This is a genomic window from Klebsiella sp. CN_Kp075 (assembly GCF_040065055.2).
Classification (GTDB): Bacteria; Pseudomonadota; Gammaproteobacteria; order Enterobacterales; family Enterobacteriaceae; genus Klebsiella; species Klebsiella aerogenes.
Window position 1 is genome coordinate 1,461,584 of the sequence record NZ_CM198050.1, and the last position, 20,527, is coordinate 1,482,110.

A 20,527-nucleotide genomic window follows, 5' to 3' on the forward strand; every position below is an offset into this window, starting at 1 on the left:
AACGGCGTTCGGTCATGTGAAGGTTTTTTGTTGTAAAAACGCTTCTTAATAGGGGGACCCTTACGTTGCTGATGAAGGCATTACAAACATCGCGGTGTATTAATCAACGGGGATCAGGTCAACCCGCCTCAACAATGGCGAGTCACTGACCGTCAGGAGCCTTGGTGACGAATTTAACATTTGCGAAAACACAATACGACGTGATCTGACCGAACGTCTTGCTTACCTGAACTTGTTCCGACAGGGAAAGCAGTACTGGATCTGGATCGCTTCACGCTAAAGTCCATGCAGCGCGGTAAATATGCCAGAAGGTTATAGAACAAACAAAAAATAAAAGAATTGCGTTCCCCGCACCTTCAGGTGCGGGTGAACAACCACTAACTTTTTGTCGATGAACTGAGAAGCTTGTCAATATAATCAGCGTACCACTGCATCATTTCTCGTCTTCCATCCAGATACTGTGCATGGTTATATGTGCCGCGAATGCTGTTTTTATCCACGTGAGCGAGCTGCATCTCGATCCAGGCTGTATTAAAGCCCTGTTCATGCAAAATGGTACTCATGGTATGGCGAAAACCATGCCCAGTCGCTCTCTTATCATAGCCAATCCTTTTAATGACCATATTGACGCTAGCTTCACTCATCGCTTTGTTAACATCGTTGCGTCCTGCAAAAATAAGCTGGTAGGTTCCTGTTAGTTCTTCCAGTTGACGAAGAGCGCTCAAGGATTGAGCCGATAACGGGATTACATGAGGACGTTTCATTTTCATTCTATTTTTGGGAATTTCCCAGATACGATTATCGAAGTCAATTTCACTCCATTCAGCCAGACGTAACTCTACTGTTCTCAAGCCTGTCAGCATGAGCAAACGGGTTGCAAGAAGAGTAATAAGACTTCCAGAGTAGCTTGATAGCTTTTGCAAAAACTCCGGCAGCTCACCGGCGGTAAGGAAGGGATAGTGCTTTTTCTCATGGCCTTGCAAAGCGCTACCAAGATCAGCAGCAGGGTTGTATTCGGCACGACCTGTAACAATCGCGTACCGAAAAACCTCACTACAACGCTGACGTACTTTGCTTGCAAGCTCAGGCGCTCCCCGCTTTTCCATTCGTTGTAATACGGACAAAAGCTCCAGTGGTTTTATTTCATTAACTGGCTGAGAGCCTAGATAGGGGAAGACATTATTTTTAAAAGCTCGCTTGACGTAATCAGCATAACTCTTTGACCAACCAGATACTTTTGCACTGTACCATTCGAGAGCTATTGCTTCAAATGTGTTGGTAACCGAGAGTTTTTAGCTAATTGCGTGGCTTTTTTGACCTCTCCGGGATCCTTATCATTCGCCAATACCTTTCTTGCCTCATCTCGTTTAGTGCGAGCTTCCGAAAGTGAGATGCCCGGGTAGGTTCCGAATGAGAGCTTTTTCTCTTTCCCGGCAAATCAATATTTCATGCGCCAGTACTTTGAACCGTTAGTATTGACCATGAGATAGAGTCCTCCGCCATCAGCGAGCTTATAGGCTTTGTCTCTTGGCTTTGCAGTCTCGACCTGACGCGCATATAAGGTCACTTTTGGGGGCCTCGTTTTTCATTGAACAGGATAAGCCCCCACTAAGGCCCCCAAGTGTTTATCGATTCACGTTGAAATGGGTAGACATCAGTTGACGCCGCATAGCCAGAATAGAGGGTTTCTCACTGATTATAAGAGGGTTTTATTGAATTTGGTAGATGTCAGGAGAGGTGTGTATGGTGTCCCCTGCAGGAATCGAACCTGCAACTAGCCCTTAGGAGGGGCTCGTTATATCCATTTAACTAAGGGGACAAGGCGGCGGGATTATAGCGTTTTTTCCGCCGCCCGTTAAGCGCATTGCGATTAATTGCTTAATTTGCAGCCGTTTAGCCCTTTTTATCTGCTTCGGCCTTCGCTTTGGCTTTCTGTTCCTGGGTCATGTCGTTGCGAATCTGGGCGTGGCTTAGCAGGGCGAAGATAAAGGTGCCGCCGCAGATATTGCCGGCAAGCGTCGGCAACGCGAAGGGCCAGAAGAACTCCTGCCAGGGCAGGGCGCCGCTGAAAATCAGATAGAAAATTTCCACACTGCCGACGACGATATGCGTGGTATCCGCCAGCGCAATGAGCCAGGTCATCAGGATGATGACGATGATTTTCGCCGAGCCGGCGGCCGGGAACATCCAGACCATCGTCGCCACCAGCCAGCCGGAAATAATCGCATTGGCGAACATCTCGCCAGGCGTATTCTCCATGACTTTCTGGCTGATGCTGTGAAACGCCTCACGGGTGGCGTCATCGAAAATCGGCATGATATTAAACGCCCAGGCGGCGATAGCGCCACCCAATAAATTACCTAATAACACCACGCCCCACAGGCGTAGCAATAGCGCAATATTACCGGCGCTGGGTTTATGCATAATCGGCAGCACGGCGGTAACGGTATTTTCCGTAAACAGCTGCTGGCGGGCGAGAATGACGATAATAAAGCCGAAGGTGTAACCCAAATTCTCCAACAAATAACCGCCGGGCAGGGCGATGAGGTGAACATGAAAAATTCCCTTGGCCACCAGCGAAGCGCTAATTGATAAGCCGGCGGCAATCGCTGACCACAGTAGCGCCATGGCATCGCGCTCGAGCTCCTTTTCACCCTCCTGGCGAATCACCTCATGGGTGGCCATTGCCTGCGAAGGCAGACGCTCCTCATCCACTTCTATTTTCTCGCCATGTTGCTTCTCTTCGCTTTCAACTTCTCGTTCATCGCTATCATGTGTGCCGGTGGCGCTATTTTGTCGGGTCATGGCTGTTCTCCCTTTGTATTTGTTACTAAGCGTAGAGAGAAATCAGCGCGGCGGCACAGGATATGCTCCTAAATTCAGCGCAATGGCAAGAATAGCAATACGAATATTGCAAAATATGTATAGAATCGGGAAGCTACATTGATGCCAAAGAAGGCTATGCTGAAAGCAGCTACCCAACGATAAAATGCTAATGGGGGCGCCGTCCCGGATGCCTCCAGCGATAGCCAGAATTAACAGGGAGAAACCTATGAATTATCGCCTGTCGGCGCTTGCGCTTGGCGCCACATTGCTGGTGGGATGCGCCAGTTCCAGCACTGACGATCGGTCGCAGGGGCGTTCAGATCCGCTTGAAGGGTTTAACCGTACCATGTTCAACTTCAACTTTAATGTGGTTGATCCTTATGTACTGCGCCCCGTTGCCGTCGCCTGGCGTGATTATGTGCCGCAACCGGCGCGTAATGGTTTAAGCAACTTCACCAGCAACCTTGAAGAACCGGCGGTAATGGTCAACTCCTTCCTGCAGGGCGATCCCTATAAAGGCATGGTGCATTTCACTCGCTTCTTCCTTAACACCATTCTTGGGATGGGCGGCTTGATCGACGTGGCCGGTATGGCGAACCCGCAGCTGCAGCGCGTTGAACCGCATCGTTTCGGTAGCACGCTGGGCCACTACGGCGTGGGCTACGGCCCGTACGTACAGTTACCGTTCTACGGCAGTTTCACCCTGCGTGATGAGGGCGGCGACATGGCCGACGGCCTGTATCCGGTACTCTCCTGGCTGACCTGGCCGATGTCTATCGGTAAATGGGCGGTAGAAGGGATTGAAACTCGCGCTCAGCTGCTGGATTCCGACGGCCTGCTGCGCCAGTCTTCCGATCCGTACATCCTGATGCGTGAAGCCTACTTCCAGCGGCACGACTTTATCGCTAATGGCGGTAAGCTGACGCCGGCAGACAACCCGAACGCGCAGGCGATTCAGGATGAGCTGAAAGATATCGATTCGCAGTAATCCACGCGATTCATAAAAGAAAAAGGGTGAACATGATGTTCACCCTTTTTTTATATCGTTTGCTTATCAGAAGCGGTAGTTGAAGTTCGCGCCGTACAGCCAGGCGGTACCTTCAGAACGGAAGGTGTAAGGACCTTCTTTAATTTCTACGTGCTGACCGTGCATGTAAGAGACGCCGACATCCACTGAAGCATCTTTATTGAACGCGTAGGTGGTACCGGCGCTCAGCCACAGGCGATCCTGATCCGGGATAGAGATGGAGCGGGTGCCGGCCGGAATCGGGCTATCATCGAAGGCGATACCGGTACGGAAGGTCCAGTTATCGTCATAATAATAGGTGGTACCCAGCGCGATGCGATAAGCATCTTTAAAGCCTTCATCTTTATAGAACAGCGTCTGACCATTGCTGCCGGTGGCCTTCAGCTCCTGGAACTGGCTCCAGCTGGTGTAGGTCAGGCTATAGTGCACTGCCCACTGCGGCGCGACGCGGTTATAACCCGACAGCTCCCACATTTCTGGCAGATTGAGGGTCAGCGCGCCGTTAGTGGTACGGCCATCGGTACCGGCCGGTAGACCGAAGTTGCCGAGGATCTGGTTATACGCGGACGGCAGATCGCTCTTATAGTTGCCATCAAAGTCGATTTTAACTTCAGAGCGGTAGGTGAAACCGTAGCGGTTGTTTTTGTCCAGCTCATACAGGATACCGGCGTTCCAGCCGAAGCCCCATTCGTTGCCGTTCAAATGCGCAATCTGAGTATCTGCAGGGATCTGGGAGACCCGGCCCGCTAGCGCTGGCGGCAGCTTGCCGGAACCGGCAACGATTTGTCCTAAATCACCTGCGTAGCGTTCGATTTTCGCTTTCGCATACACCGCATCAAACCCTAAACCAAAGCTCCAGTTGCTGTTCAGGCGATAGGCGCCGCTTAAATTGAGGTTAACGGTGGTGAGATCGGTTTTGCCACCCATACTGCCGGCAGCATAGTCATCAGCAAACTCAGTCGCGAGACCATAGTTAGAGGTAATAGATGCACCCCAACCAAACTGCTCGTTTATTGGCGAAACAAAGTGGAAGTTTGGTACCCATGCCGTTGGGGCAATATTGTCTGCATTCAGACTTTTACCGGTAGGCGAGGTACCAGAAACATTAACGTCCGGGTCGACGAAGACGGCGCCTGCCGACATCGTCGGGCGGTCAAACATCATGATTAACGCGGGGTTACGGCTGGCGTTGCCCGCATCGTCAGCGATTGCCCCTTCACCGGAATAGGCACGACCAAGACCTGAAGAGGAGAATTCATTTAACTGGAATCCTGCGGACCAGGCTTGGGTTGAAACAAGTGCTACAGCCACTGCAAGGGCAGATTGGGTAAAGCGGGTTTTCTGGCTCATGCCCATAACCTCATTGAGTTATTTTTATTTAAACTATGTTACATGCCGTAACAGAAGCGCGAAGTGTAGGGTCTGCTTTACGACAGAGAAATCAGACCAGTGGCCTGAGTATAGGTCTGACCAGATGAGTTGTTGCAAGTTTGTTTATGAGATTTTTCAATTGTGATAACAGAAACGCGATCCAGCTGGCAAAATTGCCCCGGTGCGTCATGCCCAAAGTGGGGCATTTTTGTTTTGGATCATTTTTAAGTGTGATTTCTGTCACTTAACCGTTTTCTTGCTATTAACAACTGGAGGGCGGCCGGGGGCGGGCGTAAAATAGGCGCATTATTTGTCTGGCACCAAAGGTGCATATACAGAGGAAATCTACGATGAGTAAATGTAGCGCTGATGAAACCCCAGTTTGCTGCTGTATGGATGTTGGCACCATTGTGGACAACACCGACTGCACCGCCTCCTACAGCCGCGTGTTTGCCAACCGCGCTGAAGCGGAAGCGACGCTCGCCGCGCTGAGCGAAAAAGCCCGCAATGTTGAGTCTGAACCGTGCAAAATTAACTCGACGTTCACCGATGTTGACGGCGGCGTGCAGCTGAATATCGATTTTGTTTTTAGCTGCGAAGCGGAATCGCTGATCTTCCAGCTGGGGTTACGTTAATCCTCTCTCTTAACGCCTCTTTCCTGAGGCGTTATCTTTTCTATTCAATGTGTTTTGGCTCCCACTTTTTCTCTTCCCCGATTGGCTTAATGTAAAAAATTAGTTAAGACTAGTTATCAGGTCAGACCACTTGGTTTTATCGGTTAACAGGGGAGTGTTATGAGTCAGGCATTACCGCTTATCACCCGTCAGGGCGATCGCATTGCCATTGTCAGCGGTTTACGTACCCCATTTGCCCGTCAGGCGACGGCGTATCACGGCGTTCCGGCCGTTGATCTGGGTAAAATGGTCGTCGGCGAAATGCTGGCGCGCAGTGAAGTTCCCCCGGAAGTGATTGAACAGCTGGTCTTTGGCCAGGTTGTGCAGATGCCGGAAGCGCCTAATATTGCTCGTGAAATCGTGCTCGGTACCGGCATGAATGTGCATACCGACGCCTATAGTGTTAGTCGCGCCTGTGCCACCAGTTTTCAGGCGGTAGCCAATATTGCCGAAAGCCTGATGGCCGGCACGATCCGCGCGGGCATTGCCGGCGGCGCGGATTCCTCCTCCGTTCTCCCCATCGGCGTGAGTAAAAAACTGGCCCGCACCCTGGTGGATGCCAATAAAGCGCGTACCCTTGGTCAACGGCTAAAACTCTTTTCCCGCCTGCGCCTGCGCGATCTTTTACCGGTGCCGCCAGCTGTCGCGGAATACTCAACCGGCCTGCGGATGGGCGATACCGCTGAGCAGATGGCGAAAACCTGGGGCATCAGCCGTGAAGATCAGGACGCGCTGGCGCTGCGCTCGCATCAGCTTGCCGCCCGCGCCTGGGAAGAGGGCAAATTGGCCAGTGAAGTGATGACGGCCTATGTGCCGCCTTATCGCGAGCCGCTGGAACAGGACAACAATATTCGTAAAAATTCAACCCTCGCGGATTACCAGAAGTTACGTCCGGCGTTCGATCGCAAACACGGTAGCGTCACGGCGGCAAACAGTACGCCGCTTACCGACGGCGCCGCCGCGGTGATCATGATGACCGAATCCCGGGCCAAAGAGTTGGGGTTAACGCCGCTGGGCTATCTGCGTAGCTACGCTTTCACCGCTATTGATGTCTGGCAGGATATGCTGCTGGGCCCTGCGTGGGCGACTCCCCTGGCGCTCGACAGGGCCGGAATTACCCTTGCAGACCTCACGCTGATTGATATGCATGAGGCTTTCGCGGCGCAGACGTTGGCGAATTTACAATGTTTAGCCAGCAATCGTTTCGCCCGGGAAGTTCTGGGCCGCGCGCAGGCGACCGGGGAAGTCGATGCCAGCAAGTTCAATGTGCTGGGCGGCTCTATCGCCTACGGACACCCCTTTGCGGCGACCGGCGCGCGCATGATTACGCAGACCTTGCATGAACTCCGGCGCCGCGGCGGCGGATTTGGTTTGGTCACTGCCTGCGCGGCAGGGGGTTTAGGTTCCGCTATGGTTCTGGAGGCCGAATAATGGAAGCGGCAACAGCTTTTACGCTTGAAATTCGCCCGGATAATATCGCCGTTATCACCATCGACGCGCCCGGCGAAAAGATGAACACACTGAAAGCCGAGTTCGGCGGCGAGGTACGGGCGATTATCCGTCAGCTCCGCGAGAATAAAGCGCTGCGCGGCGCTGTATTTATCTCCGCTAAACCCGATAACTTTATCGCCGGCGCCGATATCAACATGATTGCTCGTTGTACCAGCGCCGCAGAGGCCGAAGCGCTGGCGCGTCAGGGTCAGCAGATCATGGCCGAGATCAACGCGCTTTCTATCCCGGTGATTGCCGCCATTCACGGCGCCTGCCTTGGCGGCGGCCTGGAGCTGGCGCTGGCCTGTCATGGGCGAGTCTGTAGCGATGATGATAAAACGCGGTTGGGATTGCCGGAAGTACAGCTGGGGTTGCTACCGGGATCGGGCGGCACTCAACGCCTGCCGCGGCTGATTGGCGTCAGTACGGCGCTCGAAATGATCCTCACCGGTAAACAATTGCGTCCGCGTCAGGCGCTGAAAGCCGGTCTGGTGGACGATGTTGTCCCGCAATCGATATTGCTACAGACCGCGGTTGAGTTGGCGCTACAGGGCCGGCCGGCGAGCCGAACAGTACCGGCGCGCGAACGGGTGCTTGCCGGGCCTCTGGGCCGTCAGCTGCTGTTCCGCATGGCGGCAAAAAAGACCCGGCAAAAAACGCAGGGTAATTACCCGGCGGCAGAGCGTATTTTACAGGTGATAGAAAACGGACTGGCGCACGGCTGCAGCAGCGGTTATGCAGAAGAGGCGCGGGCGTTTGGCGAACTGGCGATGACGCCGCAATCGCAAGCGTTACGCTCTATTTTCTTTGCCAGTACCGATCTGAAAAAAGATCGTGGCGCCGAGGCTGACCCTGCTGCGCTTAATAGCATTGGCGTGCTAGGCGGTGGTTTAATGGGAGGCGGTATTGCTTACGTCACCGCTTGTAAAGGCGGTCTGCCGGTACGCATAAAAGACATTCAGGCGAAAGGCATCAATCATGCGCTGAAGTACAGCTGGGATCTGCTGGATAAGCAGGTGCGTCGCCGCTATCTGCGCGCCAGTGAACGCGATCGTCAGCTGGCGCTGATTTCCGGCGCCACAGATTATCATGGCTTTGCCCATCGCGATGTGGTGATCGAAGCGGTGTTTGAGGAGCTGGCGCTCAAGCAGCGGATGGTTGCCGAGATCGAACAATGCTGCGGGCCGCAAACGATCTTTGCCTCTAACACCTCATCGTTACCGATCGGCGAGATCGCCGCTCAGGCCGCCCGGCCGGAGAAGGTCATCGGTCTGCATTTTTTCAGCCCGGTCGAAAAAATGCCGCTGGTTGAGGTTATCCCGCACGCAACGACTGATGAGCAAACTATCGCCACGGTGGTCAAGCTCGCGAAGCTGCAGGGGAAAACGCCGATCGTGGTCGCGGATCGCGCCGGTTTTTATGTTAACCGTATTCTGGCGCCCTATATCAATGAAGCCATGCGCCTGCTGCTGGAAGGCGAGCCGGTTGAACATATTGATAATGCATTGGTTAAATTTGGTTTCCCGGTCGGACCTATTCAGTTGCTGGATGAAGTCGGCATTGATACCGGCACTAAGATTATCCCGGTACTGGAGACCGCTTTTGGTGAACGTTTTAGCCCGCCTGCAAACATCATTGACGCGATTTTGAAGGACGATCGCAAAGGGAGAAAAAATAATCGCGGTTTCTATCTTTATGAGACAAAAAGGCGTAAAAGCAAAAAACGGGCTGACCCCGCTATTTACCCATTAGTGGCAGTAGCCAGTCCGCAGGCGCGTTTGTCTGCTCAGCAGGTTGCTGAACGCTGCGTGATGATGATGCTCAACGAAGCGGCGCGCTGTTTTGATGAACAGATCGTGCGCAGCGCGCGCGATGGCGACATCGGCGCCGTCTTTGGTATAGGTTTTCCGCCGTTTCTCGGCGGCCCGTTCCGCTATATGGATAGCCTCGGCGCGGGTGAAGTCGCCGCAATCTTGCAGCGTCTGGCCGCACAGTACGGCCCTCGTTTTTCTCCGTGCGACACCTTATTACGCATGGCCGAGCAGGGGGCGACCTTTTGGCCCACTGGTGAACGGACGACCTAAGTTGTGGTCAAAAGAAGGTAAATCCAACGTTGGCTGGCGCTGTTGATTGGCTGTTTTGTAAACAAATATTGACTATACTTACGCCATTGAGGTAAAAAACAGCGTTTCATTCGTTGGATGGATCAGGCACAATGCCCGGCCACCGGGTCGCCTGCGTATTGTTTACGCAGAGCGAGTTGCGGTGATTCTGGTTAACAAAAGCGGTGCAATATGCAAGTTTTTATCATGCGTCACGGCGACGCTGCCCTCGATGCAGCCAGTGACTCCGTTCGTCCCTTAACCGTTTGCGGTTGTGACGAATCTCGTCAGATGGCAACCTGGCTGAAAGGTCAAAAAGTGGATATTGAGCGGGTGCTTGTCAGCCCTTACCTGCGTGCAGAGCAAACTCTGGACATAGTAGGGGAGTGCATGAACCTGCCGAAAGATGTCGACGTGATGCCGGAACTCACGCCATGCGGCGATGTAGGGATGGTCAGCGCTTATCTTCAGGCGCTGGCAAATGAAGGCGTGAAAACGGCGCTGGTCGTTTCACACCTGCCGCTGGTGGGGTACCTCGTCTCAGAGCTGTGCCCGGGGGAAACGCCCCCGATGTTTACGACCTCAGCCATTGCCTGCGTCACCCTCGACGCCGACGGCAAGGGCGAATTCACCTGGCAGATGAGCCCCTGCAATTTGAGAATGGCGAAAGCAATCTAAGGCTTTCCCCCCGGAGCTTCCGTTTACGGAAGCTCCGGCGGCAACCACTCTTCAACTTCAATCAGTACCAATAGCGCGGCATCGCCGCCGTACTCTTTTGGTGCCTGATGGAACGCCATAATATGCGGATGTTGCGCCAGCCACAGCGGCGTTTGCTGCTTGAGGATATGTTTGCCGTGCCCGTGCATCACGCAGGCGCAGAAGACGTGTTCGCGGCGGCAGGCGGCAATCAGCGCGCCGAGTTCTTGTTTCGCCTGCTGTTGGGTTAAACCGTGCAGATCGAGAAACAGCTCCGGCGAATAGTCGCCGCGGCGCAGTTTTTTCAGCTCAAAATGGCTAACATCCGCGCGCACGTACTTCATCGCGCCTTCCGTATTGAGCAACGGCTGAAATTCGTCGGAAAAATAGTGGCTGTTATCCACCTGTTCCTGCAGCAATCGCTTGGGCGGTACCTCGCTGAGTTTCTTGCGCTGCGGGCGGTGTACGATGGTGTCCTGTTTAATTTGCCGGGTGCCGGTCATTAGCTGGCGGAACAGCGCCTGATCCTCCGCGCTTAGCGGTGTTTTCTTTTTCATTGCCCAATCTCACTATTTCTTTTCGGTAGTTTACCCGACTCGCCCGCGCTTCAGGCAAGGAAAACCTATTTTTCCCCACTCCTGCTGCGCAAGAATGCTGATTTATCGCCGCCGTCGTGGCAAACTAGCCGCCGAATTTATAGCAGAGCGTGCCCTGGAGGATTGCGTGGATAAAATTTTTGTTGATGAAGCGGTCAATGAGCTGCAGACCATTCAGGACATGCTGCGTTGGGCGGTAAGTCGTTTTAGCGCCGCCAACATCTGGTACGGTCATGGTACCGATAACCCGTGGGATGAGGCCGTACAGCTGGTATTACCCTCACTGTACCTGCCGTTAGATATACCGGAAGATATGCGCGCCGCGCGCCTGACCTCCAGCGAAAAACATCGTATCGTCGAGCGCGTGATTCGCCGCGTCAACGAACGTATTCCCGTCGCTTACCTGACCAACAAAGCGTGGTTCTGCGGCCATGAATTCTATGTCGATGAGCGCGTGCTGGTACCGCGTTCGCCGATTGGCGAACTGATCAATAACCAGTTCGCCGGGCTGATAAACCATAAACCGCAACATATTCTCGATATGTGTACCGGTAGCGCCTGCATTGCTATCGCCTGCGCCTATGCCTTCCCGGAAGCCGAAGTCGACGCTGTCGATATCTCCCCGGACGCGCTGGCCGTTGCCGAACATAACGTTGAAGAACATGGCCTGATTAACCAGGTTACCCCGATCCGCTCCGATCTGTTCCGCGATCTGCCGAAGCTGCAGTACGATCTGATCGTGACCAACCCGCCGTATGTTGATGAAGAAGATATGGCCGATCTGCCGGATGAATATGAACACGAGCCGGTTCTGGGTCTGGCTTCCGGTAGCGATGGCCTGAAGCTGACGCGCCGCATTCTCGGCTGCGCGCCGGATTACCTCAACGACGACGGTATTCTGATTTGTGAAGTCGGTAACAGCATGGTACATCTGATGGAGCAGTACCCGGACGTGCCGTTCACCTGGCTTGAGTTTGATAACGGCGGTGATGGCGTCTTTATGCTGACTAAACAGCAGCTCATTGAGGCGCGCGCGCATTTCGGCATTTATAAAGACTAAAAAAACAACACGCAAACATAACGAAAAGAACGGAGCCGTGATGGCAGGAAATACAATTGGACAACTCTTTCGCGTCACCACCTTCGGCGAATCGCACGGCCTGGCGCTGGGCTGCATCGTCGACGGGGTGCCGCCAGGCATTCCGCTGACCGAAGCCGACCTGCAGCACGACCTGGATCGCCGTCGCCCTGGGACATCGCGTTACACCACCCAGCGCCGCGAACCGGACCAGGTGAAAATCCTCTCTGGCGTCTTCGAAGGCGTGACCACCGGCACCAGCATTGGCCTGCTGATTGAAAACACCGATCAGCGTTCTCAGGACTACGGCGCTATCAAAGATGTGTTCCGTCCGGGACATGCGGATTACACCTACGAGCAGAAATATGGCCTGCGCGACTATCGCGGCGGCGGGCGTTCGTCCGCGCGTGAAACCGCGATGCGCGTGGCGGCCGGGGCGATTGCCAAAAAATTCCTCGCGGCCAAATTCGGTATTGTTATCCGCGGCTGCCTGACGCAGATGGGCGATATTCCGCTGGCTATCAAAGACTGGGATCAGGTTGAGCAGAACCCATTCTTCTGCCCGGATCCGGATAAAATCGAGGCGCTGGATGAACTGATGCGCGGCCTGAAAAAAGAGGGCGACTCGATCGGCGCGAAAGTGACCGTCGTGGCGGATGGCGTTCCTCCGGGCCTCGGCGAGCCGGTCTTCGACCGTCTGGATGCCGATATCGCCCACGCGCTGATGAGCATCAACGCGGTGAAAGGGGTAGAAATCGGCGATGGTTTTGAGGTGGTCAAACTGCGCGGCAGTGAAAACCGCGACGAAATCACCAAAGACGGCTTCCAGAGTAACCACGCCGGCGGCATTCTTGGCGGTATCAGCAGCGGCCAGCAAATTGTTGCTAACATCGCGCTGAAGCCAACCTCCAGTATTACCGTTCCCGGTCATACGATTAACCGCTTCGGCGAAGAAGTCGAAATGATCACCAAAGGGCGTCACGATCCGTGCGTCGGCATTCGCGCGGTTCCAATCGCCGAGGCCATGCTGGCTATCGTGTTAATGGATCACTTTATGCGTCAGCGCGCGCAGAATGGCGACGTGACGACAACAATTCCACGCTGGTAACCGATGAAAAATACCGTTATCGCACTGCTGGCGCTGTTGGCCAGCACCGCCAGCCTGGCGGCGACGCCGTGGCAGAAAATATCCCAGCCGATTAGCGGCAGCGCTCAATCTATTGGCGCGTTTGCCAATGGCTGCATCGTCGGCGCCCAGCCGTTACCGTTGAACTCCCCTGATTACCAGGTGATGCGTACCGATCAGCGGCGCTACTTCGGCCACCCGGATCTCGTGCAGTTTATTCAGCGACTGAGTTTGCAGGCGCACAATAAAGGTATGGGGACGGTGCTGATTGGCGATATGGGCATGCCTGCCGGCGGGCGCTTTAACGGCGGCCACGCCAGCCATCAGTCGGGCCTGGATGTTGATATTTTCCTGCAACTGCCGCAGACCCGCTGGACCTCCGCGCAACTGCTGAAACCACAGGCGCTGGACTTAGTCGCCCGCGATGGCAAGCGGGTGGTGCCGTCGCTGTGGAGCCCGCAAATCAGCAATCTGATTAAAATGGCGGCGGAAGATAACGATGTAACACGTATTTTCGTCAACCCGGCTATCAAACAGCAATTGTGCCTCGATGCCGGTAACGATCGCCAATGGCTACGCAAAGTCCGCCCGTGGTTCCAGCATCGCGCCCATATGCACGTGCGCCTGCGCTGCCCGGCGGGCAGCCTCGAGTGCGAAGATCAAGCGCCGCCGCCGGCTGGCGATGGCTGCGGAGCCGAGCTGCAAAGCTGGTTTGAACCGCCTAAACCTGGGTCAACCCCACCTGTGAAGAAGACGCCGCCTCCGCTGCCGCCTTCCTGTCAGGCGCTACTGGATGAGCATCTTCTCTAATGGATAGTTTTGCCGAGCTGTTTATGGTGTCGCCAATGGTTCTGGTGGCGCTCTTTTTTGTCGCAATTCTGGCCGGATTTATTGATTCCTTAGCCGGCGGCGGCGGGTTGTTGACCGTCCCGGCGCTGATGGCGGCGGGTATGCCGCCCGCTCAGGCGTTGGCGACCAACAAGCTACAGGCCTGCGGCGGTTCCATTTCCGCGACGCTCTATTTTATCCGTCGCAAGGTAGTGAATCTCGCCGATCAGAAACTCAATATTCTGATGACTTTTATCGGCTCGACGGCGGGCGCGCTGCTGGTGCAGCACGTGCAGTCCGATATTTTAAAGCAAATCCTGCCGCTGCTGGTGATTGGCATCGGGCTGTACTTTTTGCTGATGCCGAAGCTCGGGGAATCCGATCGTCAGCGTCGCCTGTATGGCTTGCCGTTCGCGCTGGTCGCTGGCGGCAGCGTTGGTTTCTACGATGGTTTTTTTGGCCCCGGCGCCGGTTCTTTTTATGCGCTGGCCTTTGTGACGCTCGCCGGGTTTAATCTGGCGAAATCCACCGCTCACGCCAAACTGCTAAACGCCACCTCCAATATTGGCGGACTGCTGCTGTTTATTATTGGCGGCAAAGTGATTTGGGCTACCGGTTTTGTGATGATGGCCGGGCAGTTTATCGGCGCTCGCGCCGGTTCGCGGCTGGTGCTGAGTAAAGGACAGTCGCTGATTCGGCCGATGATCGTCATCGTCTCCGCGGTGATGAGCGCTAAACTTCTTTACGACAGCCACGGGGCTGAGATTTTGCAGTGGTTGGGAATTCACTAATGCAACAGCAACACCATTATCAGCAGTTGGTCGAGATCTTTGACGGCTGCTTTGCCGATGATTTTAATACCCGTCTGATTAAAGGCGACGACGAACCGATCTATCTTCCTGCAGATAGCGAAGTGCCCTATAACCGGATCGTGTTTGCCCACGGCTTTTACGCCAGCGCGCTGCACGAAATTTCCCACTGGTGTATCGCCGGCAAGGCGCGGCGCGAGCTGGTGGATTTTGGTTACTGGTACTGCCCGGACGGCCGCGATGCAATGACGCAAAGCAAGTTCGAAGACGTCGAGGTTAAGCCACAGGCTTTTGACTGGTTGTTCTGTACGGCGGCGGGATTTCCATTTAACGTCAGCTGCGACAACCTGGAAGGCGACTTTGAACCCGACCGTATTGCGTTTCAGCGGCGCGTGCATGCCCAGGTGATGACTTATCTGGAGCAGGGGATCCCTGAGCGCCCGGCGCGCTTTATTCGCGCGCTGCAACAGTATTACCAAACGCCGCCGCTGACGGCAGAACAATTTCCGTGGCCGGAAGACCTGCACTAAAGCCACGAATTACAAATGAAAGAGGAAAGACGATGATCGCGGAGTTTGAATCACGCATTCTGGCGTTAATTGACGATATGGTAGACCACGCCAGTGATGACGAACTGTTTGCTGGCGGTTATCTGCGCGGCCACCTGACGCTGGCGGTGGCCGAGCTGGAAGGGGAAGGGGAGCACTCGGCGCAGGCGATTAATGATAAAGTCGCCAGCAGCCTGGAAAAGGCTATTAGCGCGGGCGAACTGTCGCCGCCGGACCAGATTCTGGTGCAGGGGATGTGGAATAACCTGTACCAGCAGGCGAAAAATCAGGCCTGATAACTGATGTCATCCGGATGAGGCGTTAGCCGACATCCGGAGACTCTCCCCGGTCGCGCTGCGCTTACCGGGGCTACCAGGCTGTAGATACTGTTATCGGTTTGCAACTTTTATCTTGAGAAAGCATTTATCTCGTTTCGCTCCAGAGTATCTTGCGCTCCCGGTTAATTCTTCTGCAATATGTTTTCCGTGGCGCAGAGAGCGCACAGGGCCTTCCGGGCTACCAAATCGCACAGCGCTGTAGCCCCGGTAAGCGGCAGCGCCACCGGGGGTTTTTAGGCCACCAGCGCCGGCAGTTTTAGCCTGCGTAGTGAATAAATTAACGGCAGACTGCACGGACCGTAGGCCGGATAAGGCGCAAGTCGCCGTTATTTTACCGCTTTTCCCTTCAGCAGTTTTCTCACCCACAGCCGATTCGGATTCAGCGCCGCCAGCGTGTCGCTATCCAGCGGCAGCGGTTCTTCACTCATCTGCGCGGCCAGCAGTTCGGCGCTCAATGGCGCGGTGCACAGCCCACGAGATCCCAATGCCGCGAGCATAAACAGATTGTGATAAACCGGCGCGCTGTCGACATTTTCCTGCTGTTCGTGAAGCGTGGCGTACTGCGTCAACGTTTTCTCATAATCCGGAACATTGCCCACCATCGGCAGGTGGTCGCGGGTGGCGCAGCGTACGCCACAGCGGGCGTCGTTGCCGCTAACATCCACCTCTTTTGCCCATGCCGCCTGCGGGAAACAATCAATCAGGCGCTGGCGATTTTGCATCTGATCTTCGGCGCTGAAATCGGTATCTGTCTTGCCGCGATGATAGCTGGCGCCGATACAGTGTTGCTGATTCGCGGGATTTTGTGGCGTCAGATAGCCGTCATAGCATAACACCTGGCGCAGGGCGGAAAGCCCCGGCGTGGTGGGGATATGGCTAACCTGGCCGCCGACCGGATAAGCCGGCAACTGCGCGGTCTGGGCAAAATCAGTCAGGCGATGTCCGTTCGCCAGTACCACCGCCTGATGATGATGCTGCTGATTGAGCAACCAGCCGTCGCCCTCCGCGCTGAGCGTTTCAACGGGATAACCGAAGTGGCTGCGTAGTCCCTGCGTTGCCGCCAGCGACAGCAATTCTGCCGTCAACTGCTGCGGGCACAGCCAGCCGCCGGCAGGATAGGTAATGCCGCCACAGCCGGTATCAACGCCGGTAAGTTCAGCGACCCGATCCGCCGTCACCGCGCGGGCGATCTCCGCAGGTATATCTGACGCCAACATTTGGGCGATTTTCTGCGCGCTTTTTTCATCCCAGGCGAGTTGGGTTACGCCGCACCATTGATGATCGAATTCCACTGGCAACGCGTCGTAAACGCGGCGCGCGAAAGTAAACGCCGCCGGGAAGAAGCGCGCCAGCGCTGGATCGTGCTGGCTTAATAGCGGATACAGCGCGCCCTGGCGATTGCCGGATGCGCCGCTGGCGGGCGCATCGTCAGCGCAGTACAACGTCACCTGCCAGTCGCGACGCAGCAGCGCCAGCGAGAGCAGGGCGCTGGCGATACCACCGCCGATCACCGCCGCTTCGCGCGATTGGCTGCCGCTGCGGGCAAACCATGGCGTCCGCGCCAGCGTCGGAGCGTCGGCGGTCAATTCGCCGATTAGCATTTCGCGCTTGCGGCCAAAGCCTTTGCGTTTTTGCATGCTAAAACCGGCCTCCTGCAGCCCGCGGCGCACGAAACCGGCTGAGGTAAAGGTCGCCAGCGTGCCGCCGGGGCGGGCCAGGCGCGCCATGGCGGAAAACAGCCCCGGCGTCCACATATCCGGATTTTTCGCCGGCGCGAAGCCGTCGAGGAACCAGGCGTCGACCTGGCGGTTAAGGGAATCATCAAGCTGGTCGGTAAGCGCGTTGATATCGCCAAACCATAAATCCAGCGTGACGCGGCCATCGTCGAGCAGCAGGCGGTGGCAGCCCGCGATTGGTAGCGGCCACTGCGCCTGTAGCTGTTCAGCCCATGGCGCCAGTTCCGGCCAGTGCTGGTGCGCCAGACGCAGGTCGTCGGCCTTCAGCGGAAATTTTTCAAAACTGATGAAATGTAATCTTTGCAGCGTAGCCTGCGGATTATCGCGACGAAAAACAGCAAACGCCTGCCACAGCGTCAGGAAATTGAGCCCGGTGCCGAAGCCGCTCTCCGCGACGATAAACAACGGGCGCGGGTGGGTTGGGAAACGGCTATCAAGCCGGTTGCCGTTGAGAAAAACGTAGCGCGTCTCTTCCAGACCGTTGTCATTAGAAAAATAAACGTCGTCAAAATCTCGGGAAACAGGTGTACCCTCAGCGTTGAATTCCAGGTTGGCGGGTTGTATGGCGTTTTGTTTCACGTAAGTTACTCGAATCACAAGGCGTAGCGCGATCTTAACGATGTGTGCCAGAAGGCGCAAATTTATACACAAAATGGCTGATCGGACTTGTTCGGCGTACAAGTGTACGCTATTGTGCGACTCGAAACTTAAAATAGTGCGACTTACAGAGGTATTGAATGAAACGTGCAGTGATTACTGGCTTGGGCATCGTTTCCAGCATCGGTAATAACCAGCAGGAAGTCCTGGCATCTCTGCGTGAAGGACGTTCAGGGATCACTTTCTCTCAGGAGCTGAAGGATTCAGGAATGCGTAGCCACGTATGGGGCAACGTCAAACTGGATACCACGGGCCTCATTGACCGCAAAGTAGTGCGCTTTATGAGCGACGCATCCATTTATGCTTATCTGTCCATGGAGCAGGCGGTAGCCGACGCCGGTCTGGCGCCGGAAGCATACCAGAACAACCCGCGTGTCGGCCTGATTGCAGGTTCCGGCGGCGGCTCCCCGAAATTCCAGGTCTTCGGCGCCGATGCCATGCGTAGCCCGCGTGGTCTGAAAGCCGTGGGCCCATATGTTGTCACCAAAGCGATGGCTTCCGGCGTATCCGCCTGCCTCGCCACGCCGTTTAAAATCCACGGCGTCAACTACTCTATCAGCTCCGCTTGCGCCACTTCCGCACACTGCATCGGTAACGCAGTAGAACAGATTCAGCTGGGCAAACAGGACATCGTCTTTGCCGGCGGCGGCGAAGAGCTGTGCTGGGAAATGGCTTGCGAGTTCGACGCCATGGGCGCGCTGTCCACCAAATACAACGATTCTCCGGACAAAGCGTCCCGTACCTATGATGCGAACCGCGACGGTTTCGTTATCGCGGGCGGCGGCGGCATGGTCGTGGTTGAAGAGCTGGAACACGCGCTGGCGCGCGGCGCGCATATCTATGCGGAAATCGTCGGTTACGGCGCGACTTCCGATGGCGCGGACATGGTTGCGCCATCTGGCGAAGGCGCAGTGCGCTGCATGCAGATGGCGATGCACGGCGTTGATACCCCGATTGACTACCTGAACTCCCACGGCACTTCTACTCCGGTAGGCGACGTGAAAGAGCTGGGCGCTATCCGCGAAGTCTTCGGCGACAATAGCCCGGCTATCTCCGCCACCAAAGCGATGACCGGCCACTCTCTGGGCGCCGCAGGCGTACAGGAAGCCATCTACTCTCTGCTGATGCTGGAGCACGGATTTATCGCGCCAAGCATTAACATCGAAGAGATGGACGAGCAGGCTGCCGGCCTTAACATCGTCACCAAACCGACCGATGCTCAGCTGACCACCGTGATGTCCAACAGCTTCGGCTTCGGCGGCACCAACGCTACTCTGGTTATGCGTAAATACAACGCCTAATTGGTACGAAACAGAACCAGGGGAGCCTCAGGCTCCCCTTTTTTTGACGTCTTGACAGCGCCCGGCGAGAGAAGGCAAATTGCTCGCCATTATTCTCATTCCATCTTCTCGCCTTGCTCTGCAAAACTGGGGTAACGCATGTCCGCAGCGACAAAAACGATAAACAACGCTTCAGAGAATCTCTCGCTATTTCGCATTACCTTTGCGGTTTTTCTGACCTATATGACCGTGGGGTTGCCGCTACCGGTTATCCCACTATTTGTGCATCACGATCTCGGTTTTGGCAACACTCTCGTCGGCGTGGCCGTCGGCATCCAGTTTCTCGCCACGGTCTTAACCCGCGGCTATGCCGGGAGACTGGCCGATCAGTACGGCGCGAAACGCTCGGTGCTGCAAGGAATGTTGGCCTGTGCTCTGGCCGGCGGCGCCTGGCTGGCGGCGGCGCTGCTGCCGGTGCCGGTAATGGCCAAATTTGGCCTGCTGGTGCTGGGCCGTTTGATTCTCGGTTTTGGTGAAAGCCAACTGCTGACCGGCAACTTAAGCTGGGGATTAGGGCTGGTTGGCCCGCGTCGTTCCGGTAAAGTGATGTCGTGGAATGGCATGGCGATGTATGGGGCGCTGGCGGTGGGCGCGCCGCTGGGGCTGCTGATTTACAGCCGTTTCGGCGTGGCGACGCTGGCCTGCGTCACGATGGCGCTGCCGTTGCTGGCGTGGGCGATTAACGGCACGGTCCGTAAAGTTCCCGCTCACGGCGGCGAGCGTCCTTCGCTATGGAGCGTCATCGGCATGATCTGGCGGCCGGGGATTGGTCTCGGCCTGCAGGGCGTCGGCTTTGCGGTAATCGGCACCTTTGTTTCGCTCTATTTCGCCAGCCACGGCTGGGCGATGGCCGGCTTCACGTTGACCGCGTTTGGCGGCGCTTTTGTCCTGATGCGTATTCTGTTCGGCTGGATGCCGGATCGCTTCGGCGGCATTAAGGTGGCGATGGTGTCACTACTGATTGAAGCTATTGGCCTGACGCTGCTGTGGCAAGCGCCGGGCGCCTGGGTGGCGCTGGCGGGCGCCGCTTTGACCGGCTGCGGTTGCTCGCTTATCTTCCCGGCGCTGGGCGTTGAGGTAGTCAAACGGGTTCCGGCTCAGGTTCGCGGCACCGCGCTTGGCGGCTATGCCGCGTTTCAGGATATCTCTTACGGCGTCACCGGCCCGCTGACTGGCCTGCTTGCCACCTCGTTGGGCTATGCATCCGTTTTTCTTGCCGGGGCGATTTGCGCGGTATTAGGGATTGTGGTCACTCTGTTGACGCTACGTAAATAAAGGCATAAC

At 55.7% G+C, this 20,527-nt stretch carries 18 protein-coding genes, 1 tRNA gene and 1 pseudogene; 14 read left to right on the plus strand and 6 right to left on the minus strand.

The window, feature by feature from the left end:
- Positions 1–145 precede the first annotated feature (145 nt).
- The gene (locus tag ABLV78_RS07030; protein WP_242436984.1) at positions 146–280 is read left to right on the plus strand and encodes a helix-turn-helix domain-containing protein; all 135 of its coding nucleotides are present in this window, start codon (positions 146–148) and stop codon (positions 278–280) included.
- A gap of 97 nt (positions 281–377) precedes the next feature.
- On the opposite strand, the pseudogene ABLV78_RS07035 reads toward ABLV78_RS07030, so the two are convergent.
- From ABLV78_RS07035 to ABLV78_RS07045, 3 genes and pseudogenes are all read right to left on the minus strand, one after another.
- A pseudogene (locus ABLV78_RS07035) lies at positions 378–1,567 on the minus strand (tyrosine-type recombinase/integrase).
- Between the two features lie 177 nt (positions 1,568–1,744).
- Positions 1,745–1,819 (minus strand) — tRNA-Arg (locus ABLV78_RS07040).
- A 74-nt stretch (positions 1,820–1,893) separates the two neighbouring features.
- Entirely contained in the window at positions 1,894–2,805 is a 912-nt protein-coding gene (locus tag ABLV78_RS07045; protein WP_047078316.1) for a formate/nitrite transporter family protein, read from the minus strand.
- A gap of 247 nt (positions 2,806–3,052) precedes the next feature.
- Between ABLV78_RS07045 and mlaA the strand changes: the two genes are divergently transcribed.
- On the plus strand, positions 3,053–3,814 hold the full coding sequence (gene mlaA / locus ABLV78_RS07050) for a phospholipid-binding lipoprotein MlaA (protein ID WP_045376992.1): 762 nt from the start codon (positions 3,053–3,055) through the stop codon (positions 3,812–3,814).
- Positions 3,815–3,880: 66 nt separating this feature from the next.
- Here the strand turns inward: mlaA and fadL are convergent, their stop codons facing one another.
- Positions 3,881–5,209 (minus strand): long-chain fatty acid transporter FadL, encoded by a 1,329-nt coding sequence (fadL, locus tag ABLV78_RS07055; protein ID WP_072251408.1) that lies wholly within the window; start codon positions 5,207–5,209, stop codon positions 3,881–3,883.
- Positions 5,210–5,574: 365 nt separating this feature from the next.
- Between fadL and ABLV78_RS07060 the strand changes: the two genes are divergently transcribed.
- The 4 genes from ABLV78_RS07060 to sixA all read left to right on the plus strand — a co-directional run bounded on the left by ABLV78_RS07060 (position 5,575) and on the right by sixA (position 10,169).
- Positions 5,575–5,859 carry a YfcZ/YiiS family protein gene (locus ABLV78_RS07060; protein WP_015706185.1) on the plus strand — a complete coding sequence of 95 codons (285 nt, stop codon included), beginning with the start codon at positions 5,575–5,577 and terminating at the stop codon, positions 5,857–5,859.
- A gap of 159 nt (positions 5,860–6,018) precedes the next feature.
- Positions 6,019–7,329: an acetyl-CoA C-acyltransferase FadI gene (gene fadI / locus ABLV78_RS07065; RefSeq protein WP_045391522.1), complete on the plus strand. Its 1,311-nt coding sequence runs from the start codon at positions 6,019–6,021 to the stop codon at positions 7,327–7,329.
- A complete protein-coding gene (gene fadJ / locus ABLV78_RS07070) occupies positions 7,329–9,473 on the plus strand; it encodes a fatty acid oxidation complex subunit alpha FadJ (RefSeq protein WP_088389894.1) in 2,145 nt (714 codons plus the stop codon). The genes fadI and fadJ overlap by 1 nt, the downstream gene beginning before the upstream one ends.
- A gap of 210 nt (positions 9,474–9,683) precedes the next feature.
- Entirely contained in the window at positions 9,684–10,169 is a 486-nt protein-coding gene (gene sixA / locus ABLV78_RS07075; protein ID WP_045391518.1) for a phosphohistidine phosphatase SixA, read from the plus strand.
- 23 nt (positions 10,170–10,192) lie between these two features.
- On the opposite strand, the gene smrB is transcribed toward sixA, so the two are convergent.
- Positions 10,193–10,744, minus strand: coding sequence for an endonuclease SmrB (gene smrB / locus ABLV78_RS07080; RefSeq protein ID WP_045391516.1), 552 nt, complete (start codon positions 10,742–10,744; stop codon positions 10,193–10,195).
- A 166-nt stretch (positions 10,745–10,910) separates the two neighbouring features.
- Between smrB and prmB the strand changes: the two genes are divergently transcribed.
- Genes prmB through ABLV78_RS07110 form a run of 6 tightly spaced genes read left to right on the plus strand, consistent with a single transcriptional unit; the run spans position 10,911 to position 15,468 of the window.
- Positions 10,911–11,843 (plus strand): 50S ribosomal protein L3 N(5)-glutamine methyltransferase, encoded by a 933-nt coding sequence (prmB, locus tag ABLV78_RS07085; protein ID WP_088389897.1) that lies wholly within the window; start codon positions 10,911–10,913, stop codon positions 11,841–11,843.
- A gap of 40 nt (positions 11,844–11,883) precedes the next feature.
- Positions 11,884–12,969 (plus strand): chorismate synthase, encoded by a 1,086-nt coding sequence (gene aroC, locus ABLV78_RS07090; protein ID WP_165430574.1) that lies wholly within the window; start codon positions 11,884–11,886, stop codon positions 12,967–12,969.
- A gap of 3 nt (positions 12,970–12,972) precedes the next feature.
- Positions 12,973–13,797, plus strand: a complete 825-nt coding sequence (gene mepA / locus ABLV78_RS07095; RefSeq protein ID WP_015706180.1) for a penicillin-insensitive murein endopeptidase — start codon at positions 12,973–12,975, stop codon at positions 13,795–13,797.
- Complete coding sequence (locus ABLV78_RS07100; RefSeq protein WP_045391512.1) at positions 13,797–14,606, plus strand: sulfite exporter TauE/SafE family protein; 810 nt, start codon at positions 13,797–13,799, stop codon at positions 14,604–14,606. Before mepA ends, ABLV78_RS07100 begins: the two co-directional genes overlap by 1 nt.
- Positions 14,606–15,154, plus strand: a complete 549-nt coding sequence (locus ABLV78_RS07105; protein ID WP_045391509.1) for an elongation factor P hydroxylase — start codon at positions 14,606–14,608, stop codon at positions 15,152–15,154. The genes ABLV78_RS07100 and ABLV78_RS07105 overlap by 1 nt, the downstream gene beginning before the upstream one ends.
- A gap of 32 nt (positions 15,155–15,186) precedes the next feature.
- A complete protein-coding gene (locus ABLV78_RS07110) occupies positions 15,187–15,468 on the plus strand; it encodes a YfcL family protein (protein WP_045391507.1) in 282 nt (93 codons plus the stop codon).
- 368 nt (positions 15,469–15,836) lie between these two features.
- Here the strand turns inward: ABLV78_RS07110 and mnmC are convergent, their stop codons facing one another.
- The gene (gene mnmC, locus ABLV78_RS07115; protein ID WP_047043356.1) at positions 15,837–17,825 is read right to left on the minus strand and encodes a bifunctional tRNA (5-methylaminomethyl-2-thiouridine)(34)-methyltransferase MnmC2/FAD-dependent 5-carboxymethylaminomethyl-2-thiouridine(34) oxidoreductase MnmC1; all 1,989 of its coding nucleotides are present in this window, start codon (positions 17,823–17,825) and stop codon (positions 15,837–15,839) included.
- A 158-nt stretch (positions 17,826–17,983) separates the two neighbouring features.
- On the opposite strand from mnmC, the gene fabB reads away from it, so the two are divergent.
- On the plus strand, positions 17,984–19,204 hold the full coding sequence (gene fabB, locus ABLV78_RS07120) for a beta-ketoacyl-ACP synthase I (RefSeq protein ID WP_015706178.1): 1,221 nt from the start codon (positions 17,984–17,986) through the stop codon (positions 19,202–19,204).
- A gap of 138 nt (positions 19,205–19,342) precedes the next feature.
- Positions 19,343–20,518 carry an MFS transporter gene (locus tag ABLV78_RS07125; protein WP_045391503.1) on the plus strand — a complete coding sequence of 392 codons (1,176 nt, stop codon included), beginning with the start codon at positions 19,343–19,345 and terminating at the stop codon, positions 20,516–20,518.
- The last annotated feature ends 9 nt before the right edge of the window (positions 20,519–20,527 follow it).

Bases quoted from the DNA above. Each gene is read 5' to 3' on its own strand.
- ABLV78_RS07045 (WP_047078316.1), bottom strand. From the start codon at position 2,805: ATGACCCGACAAAATAGCGCCACCGGCACACATGATAGCGATGAACGA.
- mlaA (WP_045376992.1), top strand. From the start codon at position 3,053: ATGAATTATCGCCTGTCGGCGCTTGCGCTTGGCGCCACATTGCTGGTG.
- fadL (WP_072251408.1), bottom strand. From the start codon at position 5,209: ATGGGCATGAGCCAGAAAACCCGCTTTACCCAATCTGCCCTTGCAGTG.
- ABLV78_RS07060 (WP_015706185.1), top strand. From the start codon at position 5,575: ATGAGTAAATGTAGCGCTGATGAAACCCCAGTTTGCTGCTGTATGGAT.
- fadI (WP_045391522.1), top strand. From the start codon at position 6,019: ATGAGTCAGGCATTACCGCTTATCACCCGTCAGGGCGATCGCATTGCC.
- fadJ (WP_088389894.1), top strand. From the start codon at position 7,329: ATGGAAGCGGCAACAGCTTTTACGCTTGAAATTCGCCCGGATAATATC.
- sixA (WP_045391518.1), top strand. From the start codon at position 9,684: ATGCAAGTTTTTATCATGCGTCACGGCGACGCTGCCCTCGATGCAGCC.
- smrB (WP_045391516.1), bottom strand. From the start codon at position 10,744: ATGAAAAAGAAAACACCGCTAAGCGCGGAGGATCAGGCGCTGTTCCGC.
- aroC (WP_165430574.1), top strand. From the start codon at position 11,884: ATGGCAGGAAATACAATTGGACAACTCTTTCGCGTCACCACCTTCGGC.
- mepA (WP_015706180.1), top strand. From the start codon at position 12,973: ATGAAAAATACCGTTATCGCACTGCTGGCGCTGTTGGCCAGCACCGCC.
- ABLV78_RS07100 (WP_045391512.1), top strand. From the start codon at position 13,797: ATGGATAGTTTTGCCGAGCTGTTTATGGTGTCGCCAATGGTTCTGGTG.
- ABLV78_RS07105 (WP_045391509.1), top strand. From the start codon at position 14,606: ATGCAACAGCAACACCATTATCAGCAGTTGGTCGAGATCTTTGACGGC.
- ABLV78_RS07110 (WP_045391507.1), top strand. From the start codon at position 15,187: ATGATCGCGGAGTTTGAATCACGCATTCTGGCGTTAATTGACGATATG.
- fabB (WP_015706178.1), top strand. From the start codon at position 17,984: ATGAAACGTGCAGTGATTACTGGCTTGGGCATCGTTTCCAGCATCGGT.
- ABLV78_RS07125 (WP_045391503.1), top strand. From the start codon at position 19,343: ATGTCCGCAGCGACAAAAACGATAAACAACGCTTCAGAGAATCTCTCG.